General features: G+C 72.9%; 10 protein-coding genes and 1 riboswitch. Of the genes, 5 read left to right on the top strand and 5 right to left on the bottom strand.

Annotated features, from left to right (window positions below; genetic code table 11):
* Positions 1 to 226 precede the first annotated feature (226 nt).
* A riboswitch (cobalamin riboswitch) is annotated at positions 227 to 356 on the bottom strand.
* Between the two features lie 520 nt (positions 357 to 876).
* Positions 877 to 1,212, bottom strand: coding sequence for a hypothetical protein (locus ABZ406_RS30590; RefSeq protein WP_357768996.1), 336 nt, complete (start codon positions 1,210 to 1,212; stop codon positions 877 to 879).
* A 129-nt stretch (positions 1,213 to 1,341) separates the two neighbouring features.
* Between ABZ406_RS30590 and ABZ406_RS30585 the strand changes: the two genes are divergently transcribed.
* The 3 genes from ABZ406_RS30585 (at position 1,342) to ABZ406_RS30575 (ending at position 3,300) form a co-directional block, all read left to right on the top strand.
* Positions 1,342 to 1,914, top strand: coding sequence for an RNA polymerase sigma factor (locus tag ABZ406_RS30585; protein WP_357768994.1), 573 nt, complete (start codon positions 1,342 to 1,344; stop codon positions 1,912 to 1,914).
* Positions 1,907 to 2,626: a hypothetical protein gene (locus ABZ406_RS30580; RefSeq protein ID WP_357768992.1), complete on the top strand. Its 720-nt coding sequence runs from the start codon at positions 1,907 to 1,909 to the stop codon at positions 2,624 to 2,626. Before ABZ406_RS30585 ends, ABZ406_RS30580 begins: the two co-directional genes overlap by 8 nt.
* Before the next feature lie 146 nt (positions 2,627 to 2,772).
* Complete coding sequence (locus ABZ406_RS30575; RefSeq protein WP_357768990.1) at positions 2,773 to 3,300, top strand: hypothetical protein; 528 nt, start codon at positions 2,773 to 2,775, stop codon at positions 3,298 to 3,300.
* Positions 3,301 to 3,393: 93 nt separating this feature from the next.
* Here ABZ406_RS30575 and ABZ406_RS30570 read toward each other — a convergent pair whose 3' ends face one another.
* Both ABZ406_RS30570 and ABZ406_RS30565 read right to left on the bottom strand, forming a co-directional pair.
* Positions 3,394 to 4,299, bottom strand: a complete 906-nt coding sequence (locus ABZ406_RS30570; protein ID WP_357768988.1) for an aldo/keto reductase — start codon at positions 4,297 to 4,299, stop codon at positions 3,394 to 3,396.
* Positions 4,300 to 4,372: 73 nt separating this feature from the next.
* The gene (locus ABZ406_RS30565) at positions 4,373 to 5,635 is read right to left on the bottom strand and encodes an MFS transporter (RefSeq protein ID WP_357769000.1); all 1,263 of its coding nucleotides are present in this window, start codon (positions 5,633 to 5,635) and stop codon (positions 4,373 to 4,375) included.
* Positions 5,636 to 5,797: 162 nt separating this feature from the next.
* Here ABZ406_RS30565 and ABZ406_RS30560 point away from each other — a divergent pair, with 162 nt between their 5' ends.
* Positions 5,798 to 6,787 (top strand): LacI family DNA-binding transcriptional regulator, encoded by a 990-nt coding sequence (locus ABZ406_RS30560; RefSeq protein ID WP_357768986.1) that lies wholly within the window; start codon positions 5,798 to 5,800, stop codon positions 6,785 to 6,787.
* A gap of 46 nt (positions 6,788 to 6,833) precedes the next feature.
* Here the strand turns inward: ABZ406_RS30560 and ABZ406_RS30555 are convergent, their stop codons facing one another.
* A complete protein-coding gene (locus ABZ406_RS30555) occupies positions 6,834 to 7,031 on the bottom strand; it encodes a hypothetical protein (RefSeq protein WP_357768984.1) in 198 nt (65 codons plus the stop codon).
* A gap of 304 nt (positions 7,032 to 7,335) precedes the next feature.
* A complete protein-coding gene (locus ABZ406_RS30550) occupies positions 7,336 to 7,965 on the bottom strand; it encodes a TetR/AcrR family transcriptional regulator (RefSeq protein WP_357768982.1) in 630 nt (209 codons plus the stop codon).
* A 66-nt stretch (positions 7,966 to 8,031) separates the two neighbouring features.
* Here ABZ406_RS30550 and ABZ406_RS30545 point away from each other — a divergent pair.
* On the top strand, positions 8,032 to 8,134 hold a 103-nt coding region (locus tag ABZ406_RS30545), incomplete at its 3' end, for an FAD-dependent oxidoreductase (RefSeq protein ID WP_357768998.1).

The following is an 8,134-nucleotide window of genomic DNA, read 5'->3' as shown; positions in this document are numbered from 1 at the left end:
CGGGCGTCGGGGCCGGTCAACGGCGGGCGCTCGGCTCAGCGGTACCGGAAGCCGGCGGCCTGGCGCACGTCACCGCGGCCGGCCCGAGGCATGCGGGCACAGCCGGTTCCGGGCACGGTGCGGCGCCCGACGCCTGGGTTATGACGATACTCGTCGATGAATGAGACGCCGTGCGTCATCGGGTCCTCCTCGGGTGTCCACGCCCTGGGGTACATCCCGACGGCCGAAGTATCCTGGCTTCCGGATCGACGCTCTCCCCCGGCCTTCCAACCGCAGACACACGGTCGTGACTCACGAGGGGGGATCGCTCCCCGGTGACAGTGGCGGGACCGCGTCGGATTCGCACCGACTTCCTTCACTGCCGTCAGGCCGCGAATGCTGCCACACCGCCGCGCTGGCGGTCAACGCAGACCCCGCCGCCGCCCCGCCACAACCACCACATTGACCTGCGGAAATATCGGTGGACGGGTTGCTTCTCGTCGCAGTGACAGGCCGGGTGAGCTGGTTCGCCGCCCGGTGGTGGAGTGGCCCGCCTGGCCCGCCTGGCCCGCGGTGGACTGGCCCCCTGGCCCGCCTGGACTGGCCCGCTGGGCCGCGGTGGACTGGTCCGCTGGGCCGGGGGCGGATTGTTCACGGGGCCCCTTTGGAGCTGATGTCGTCGACGAATCAGCCACCATGGCGGCCGGTTGGCACGTAGGGCGATGTCGCAGACGACTCAGCTCCAAAGGAGCCGAACGACACATCCACGGCCGAGCGGCGCCCACCCGGCCGAGCCACAGACGCCCAGGCGGACGACACACACCCACTACCGAGCTACGCCCGTCCACCGGAGGTCGTCAGACGTCCGGGGCCGCGCGACAACTGTCGACGCTCCGGTCAGCGGGCGTGGCGCTCCGGGTGGGCCCGGCTCCAGGTCCGCATGCGCTCCGGGTAGCCGGTGCGCGCCGCCTCGTACAACGGCACCGCGTGCTTGCGGGCGATGGCCCCGGCGGCGCGGGGCGTTCCGGTGCGGCGACGGATCCACTCACCGTCGTGGGCGATCGCCACCACAGTGGTGTCCGTCGCGGTGGTCTCCGGCTCCAGGTAGAACTCCACGCCCCGACGGCTCGCTACGAACGCCTCCAGCGCCGCGAGGTCCTCGCGGGTCGCCTCCCGGTCCAGCTTCGTGGGGGTCGCCTCGGCGCCCCGTGAACGGCGACTGAACCAGCCCATGACCAGCCCCTCTCCTCGACACCTCTCCCAGTGCACCACCAGAACCTGGAAATAGGCTGCACGACGGGTGGGAGCAACCTGACCCGCGCCGGGTGGAACCGGCGACGCGTGGGCGGTGTCATGAGTGTGATGCGAACGGAGCCTCCCCTGGACGACGAGACGCTCGTCACCCGCGCTCGGGCAGGTGACCTGGAGGCGTACGACCTCCTGGTCGCCCGGCACACCGCGTCCGCGTACCGGACGGCGGTGCTGCTGGGCGCGGGTTCGGACTCCGAGGACGTCGTTCAGGAGGCGTTCGTGAAGGCGTACCGCAAGCTGTCCCGTTACCGGGGCGACGCGTCCTTCCGGTCGTGGCTGCTCGCGATCGTCGCCAACGAGACCCGCAACCTGCACCGCTCCCGGGGCCGGCGCGACGGGCTCGTCCTGCGGGCGGCCGCAGCGGACCCGACGTCCGAGATCGCCGACGACGACGCGATGGCCACGGTCCTCGCCGGGGAGCGCCGGGCGTCGCTCGTGCGGGCGCTGCGGCAACTGCCGGTACGCGACCGCGAGGTGATCGCCTGCCGGTTCTTCCTCGATCTCACCGAGGACGAAACGGTGTCGGCGCTGGGCTGGCCCCGGGGCACTGTGAAGTCGCGGACGTCCCGGGCGCTGACGAAGCTTCGCGGCCTGCTCGACAGTGAGGAGGTCCGGCATGGGTGACCTCGAACGGGAGTTGCGTGAGCTGTCCGCCTGGCTGGAGACACCCGAGCCACCCGACGTCACAGCGGGTGTCCGCCTACGTCTCGGCACGCCCGCGCCCCGGCGACGCCGGTGGCGTTCGCTCGCCGCGGCGGCGCTCGTCGCCCTGCTGGTGGCGGTGTTGCCGCCGACGCGGGCCGCCATCGCCGATGTCGTCACGGGGTTGCTGCGCTTCGCCGGGGTCAGCATCGCCACCGCGCCCGCCCCGACGCCGCCCGACGGCACCGCGTCGCCACTGCCCGGACAACGGGCCGTCGCCCTGGACGAGGCGCAACGGGCGGTGCGGTTCCCGATCCGGCTGCCGGCGAAGCTGGGCCCACCCGAGCGGGTGCTGGTCGCCGACCCGGACGCCACCGGCCGGTACCGGGTGGCGACGCTTCTCTACGACGGGGGCGCGCTGCGCGTCGACGCGTTCGACGGTCACCTCGACCTGGCCTTTCACAAGGAGGTCAGCCCGCCGGGCGCCAACTGGGTCCAGGTCAACGGCGACTTCGCCGTCTGGGTCGACGGCCCCCACACGTTGTCCTACGTGGACCGGGCGGGCGGAATCCGCAGGGAGACCGCCCGACTGGCCGCCTCGACCCTGATCTGGCAGGACAACGAGGTGAGTTACCGGCTGGAGGGCGACCTCACCAAGGCCGAGGCGGTCGAGCTCGCGCGTTCACTGCGCTAGTGCCGCGTCCTGGGAGGGTGATCGCGGCGGCTGCCCGGGGGCGGACATCAGCACCAGTATCGCCCTACGCAGCATCGCCGGGCCAGGACGAGGCACGGGGAACCCGAAGGGCCCGGGCGGTGTCGGAAAGATGCGACGAGCCGTCGATGGGTACCGGAAGGGGCGAGATGGTTTCCTGGGGCAGGTTGATGCTGGCATCCTCGGTGGTCCTGCTGGCGGGGTGCACCACCACGACCAGCGGCGCGGCGCCGACGGCGGGTGCGGCCACCTCGGCGGGCACCGCGACCGCCTGCGCGACGCGGGTGGAGACGGGCTCCCTGCCCGACTGGGCGGACGCCGGGTTCAGCGGGGACTCGCGGGTCCCGCACGTCTTCGGCGCGAAGGGTGACATCGTGGCGGTGCTGTTCGCCCACCCGCTGCGCCAGGTCCGGACGGACGGGTCGAACAACAAGATCCTCTGGGTGGCCCGCGCCACCACCACCTCGCCCGACCCGGTCGCACCGGCAACCCTGGTGATCACCGCACGATTGGACGGCACCGACACTCCGGTGATCCGGGAGGTTGCCGGCGGCCCCGGTCCGTCGATCATCGACCTGCCCCAGGCCGGTTGCTGGCGCCTCGACCTGCGATGGTCCGGCCACACCGACACGATGAACCTGGTCTACGCCCGCTGAACCCCCGGCCGACCCTTGTTGATCATGAGGTTGGCGGCGTGACACGCCGACACCGAGCATCGTCAACCTCATGATCAACGGGTCACCACGGGGTCACAACGGGTCGGAGAGGCTGGTCAGGTCTTCCGGGGTCAGGCGGAGGGCTCCGGCAGCCACGTTCTGCGCCAGGTGGTCCGGGTCCGCGGTGCCGGGGATGGCGAGCACGTGGGGGCCCTGGTGCAGGGTCCAGGCTAGGCGTACCTGCTGCGGGGTGACGCCGTGCGCGCGGGCGACCGCCTCGACTGCCTCGCTCTGCGTGGTGCTCGCGCCTGCCTCCCGACCGGTTCCGGCCAGCGCGAAGAACGGTACGTAGGCGATGCCCCGTTTCCCGCAGAGCCGGACGACAGCGTCCTGCTCCCGGTAGGCGTCCACCCCGTAGTTGTTCTGCACGCAGGCCACCGGCGCGATGCCCGCCACCTCGTCCAACTGCTCCGGCCGGACGTTGGAGAGCCCGAGGTGCCGGATCAGCCCGGCGGCCCGCAGCTCGGCGAGCGCACCGAACCGGTCGGCCACCGACACCGGGCCTGGCCCTCGGCCGAGGCGCAGGTTCACCACATCGAGGTGATCACGGCCGAGCCGGCGAAGGTTCTCCTCCACCTGGGCCCGCAACTGAGCCGGGGTGAACGCCTCGGTGAAGCCCGCCTCCCGGTCGTACCCGAAACCGACCTTGGTGGCGATCACCAGGTCCTCCGGGTACGGGGCGAGCGCCGCGCGGATCAGCTCGGTGGCGTAGCGGGCCGGGCCGGTGCCGACGCGCAGCGTGCCGCCGGGTGAGACGTAGAACGCTGCCGTGTCGATGTGGTTGACGCCCAACTCGACGGCGCGGTGCAGCAGGGCCACGGCCCGGTCGGGGTCGGGGTTGGCGGTGATCCGCATGGAGCCGAAGCCCATCCGGTGCACGGTGCGGTCGCCCAGCGTCCAGCTACCGGCCGCGGCGGCGGTGATCTCGTCGGTTGGCATCGGGCGACGGTAACCAGCACGGGTGCGCGGCGCAGTCGGCCACGCACCCGATACCGCCCGGCAGCGAAATGGGTTAGTTTTTACCTACCGACGGAGCAGTCTCAGCGGGGTGCGGCGGACGCAGCACCGGCACCAGCAGCACTGTCGGCAGCAGCAGCAGCGGCACCGCCAGCAGCGCGCGCAGGGTGCCGACCTCGTCGCCGATCAGCCCCAGCAACGGCGGGCCGCCGAGGAACGCGGTGTATCCGATGACCGCTACCACGCTGACCCGTACCGCCGCGTGCGCCTCGTCGTCGGCCGCCGCGCTCATCCCGACCGGGAAGCCCAGCGACGCGCCGAGGCCCCACAGCGCGACGCCGATGATGGCCACCGGCCCGGAGCTGGCCAGCACGGCCAGGCCGGCACCGACAACGGCGAGGCCGATGGTGCCGCTGAGCACCGGCACGCGGCCCCACCGGTCCAGGGCGATGGTGCCGGCGGTGCGCCCGACGGTCATGCCGACCACGAAGACGGCGAAGACCGCCGCACCGGCAGCCTCGCTGAGGTCCCGGCCGTCGATGAACGCGACGGCCAGCCAGTCGTTGGCGGCACCCTCGGTGAAGGCCGCCACCAGCACGAACAGCCCGATCAGCAGGGTGCGTGGCTCCCTCCAGGCGGCGAGTTGCGCCCGGCGGCGGGCGGCCGGGGTGGCGTCCGCCGGATCGCCGGTGTGATCGCTGCCGACGGGCAGGAACGTCCGGGCGGCGAATGCGGTACCGGTCAACACGACCACCGCCACCGCGACGAGATGCGCGCCGACCGACACGTCGAACCGGGCCGCCCCGGCGCCGAGCGCCGCTCCGGCCACCGAACCGAGGCTCCACCCGGCGTGGAAACGGGGCATGATCGTGCGACCCAGCCGCCGTTCCACCGCCGCGCCCTCGACGTTCATCGCCACGTCACAGGCACCGGAGCCGTAGCCGAGGGCGACCAACCCCAGGGCGACGACGGCGAACGACCCGGTCATCGTGGCCCCCAGCCCCGCCACGGTCAGGCCGACCGCGACGACGACGGTGGCCATGGTGACGGTGCGGGCCGCGCCGAATCGTTGGGCGAGCAGGCCGGAGGTGGGCATGGCGAGCAGCGCGCCGACGCTCATCGCGAGCAGCAGCAACCCGAGTCGGCCGGCGGAGAGGTCCAACGCCTCACGGACCGCCGGGACGCGGGAGAACCAACTGCCGACGGCCAGCCCATTGAGGGTGAAGGTGACGGCGACGCCGTTGCGGGCGAGCCGCACCGTCCGCAGGGTCGGCGATGCGGTGTCCGGTGCCACGGGTCGACTGGTGGGGGCGCTCACGAGGGGTACGTCCTCTTTCTCGGGGTGATCTGCTGGCACGATCGCACACCTGAGAGCGCTACCACCACAACCGGCAACCGCCCCTTACCGCTGCTGGTCCGGGCGGGGCATGATGTGAGCAGGCGTTGGTCCGACCCTCCGGACGGGCCGCGGGAGGCGACGATGACGACAGCGGCACACCGACCGGCCACCCTCGAGGACGTGGCCCGGGTCGCCGGGGTGTCCCGGTCCACGGCGTCGCGGGTGATCGCCGGCACCGGGTTCGCCTCGCCGGCCGCCCGGAAACAGGTGACGGCGGCCGTCGACCAGCTCGGTTACGTGCCCAATCCGGCCGCCCGGGCGCTGGTCCGGGGAGGCGGCGTACGGCTGGTCGTGGCGGTTCTGGGCACCAGCGCCGCGGTGCTGGACGACCCGTACGTGCACCAGGTGGTCGGCGCGGCCGCCCGGGTGTGCACTCCTGCCGGCGTCGGGGTGGCGCTGTACTGGTTGCCGTTCGGCGACCCCCGCAGCCTCGACCAACTCGACGGGGACCGCAGCGTGTGCGGGGTGATCCTGGTCAACACGACCGAGGAGCTGCTGGAGGCGGTGCCCCGGTCGCTGCGCGGGCGGGTGGTCTCGATCGGCGTCGGCTCGGCGACGGTGCCGTCGTTCGACGTCGACAACGCCGCCGGCTCCGAGGCGGTGCTGCGCCACCTGTACGCGTCGGGTCGCCGTCGCATCGCCATGGTGACCGGCCCCCGGTGGCTGCCCTGCGCGCAACGCCCGGTGCAGACGTACCGCCGACTCATGGCCGAGGCCGGCCTGCCGGAGCGGATACTGCCGGGGGATTTCCGGGCGGCGCGCGGCCGGACGGCGGCCGGCGAGGCGTTGCGTCGCTGGCCGGACATCGACGCGATCTACGCGATCAGCGACGACACGGCGCTCGGGGTGATCGCGGGCCTGCGGGACGCCGGTGCGCGGGTGCCCGGCGACGTCGCGGTGGCCGGCTTCGACGACATTCCGTTGGCCGGGATGACCGCCCCGGCGCTGACCACGGCGAGTCATCCGGTGGGCCGGATCGCCACCGCCGCGGCCAATCCTCTGCTGGACGGTCGCCCGGCGGCTACGGTGACCCTCTTCCCGTCCGCCCTGGTGGCGAGGGCCAGCGCCTGAGTCGACGTTCTCGTCCGCGGGAAACAGGCCCTGAGCGGTTCCGGCGTCAGACCGGCGGGAGGCCCAGGGCGTCGTCGACGCGGGCGAGAACGGCGGCGTCGTGATCCGGATCGACGCCGCGCAGCAGGTCGATAGCGGTGGCTCGGACCTGACCGATGATCATTGCCAGGGGAAGCCTCTCCCACCCACGCGAGCCGGCCCGCCAGCCCCGCTCCAGCTGCGGTGCCACGCCGTAACGAGGCACGACACGACACCCTCCACCAGCTCACGGCAGCGCACTGCCAGAGCGCGACACCACGCGGCCGGCACCCCGCAGCATGCCGTCCGCTCCCCCTTTGGAGCTGATGCCGTGAACGATTCAGGCTCGATGTCGCAAACGATTCAGCTCCAAAGGACCGGCCCACGGCACCAGGCCGGCGGGCCACGGCATCCCGAGGCGATCGTCTCCCATCCCGCGTCGGACCTGATCAGCGGGCTGCTTTGCGCCCCCGGCCCGGGTGACCGCACGCCACCGGCCCGCACGCCGCCAGCGCGGCGACCCGGACGGGTCAGGTTCCGGTGAGGGCGCGTAGCAGCGTACGGACGGCGGCGCTCAGATCGGCGCGGCTGGCCGCACTGCCGGGCGGTGGGGCGCTGAGCGCTCCCGCGCCGGCCAGCCGGTCGAAGAGCAGCCCGTCCACGAACGCGACGAACTGGTCGCCCTGCCGGTCGGGGTCGGTGGCCCCGGCCCGCGTCAGCAGGTCCCGGGCCTGCACCCGCAGCCCGGTGCCGTGTTGGAGGATGCCGCGCAGCTCGGGCCGGTGCACCGCCTCCAGGAGGCAGGCGTAGCGGGCGAGGCTCCGGCTGCGTCCGACACTCAACCACCTGTCCAGCACCTCGGCGACGCCGGCGGCGAGCGCGTCGAGGTCGTCGCCGTCGAGCCGGGGGGCCGGAGTCGGCGGTGGCGGGCCGGTCGGTAGGTCGTACGCCGCCAGGTCGGCCCGGTCCCGCTCGGCGAGCCGTCCGACCACCGCCTCGATCAGCGCCTGACGGGTCCGCAGGTACGCGGAGGTGGTGCCGGGCGGCATACCGGCGCGGCCGTCGACCGCCCGGTGGGTCAGGGCTCGCATGCCGCCGTCGGCGATCAGTTCGATTGCCGCGTCGGCAAGCGTCGCGATCCGGTTCGCCCGCGCGGTCATGGCACTCCTTCTTTCCGGGGTTCGCAGGTAGTATCACTCTTCTACACCTGTAGAAGGAGGATCGACATGGACGACTCACACGCGGTGGTGGTGGGCGCCGGCATCGGCGGGTTGAGCGCGGCGCTCGCCCTGCACCGGCACGGCTGGCGGGTCACCGTCCTGGAGCGAG

The organism is Micromonospora sp. NPDC005710, assembly GCF_040630995.1.
Taxonomy (GTDB): Bacteria; Actinomycetota; Actinomycetes; order Mycobacteriales; family Micromonosporaceae; genus Micromonospora.
Note: the sequence above shows the minus strand (reverse complement) of the source record. Positions and strands in the feature narration are given on the sequence as shown.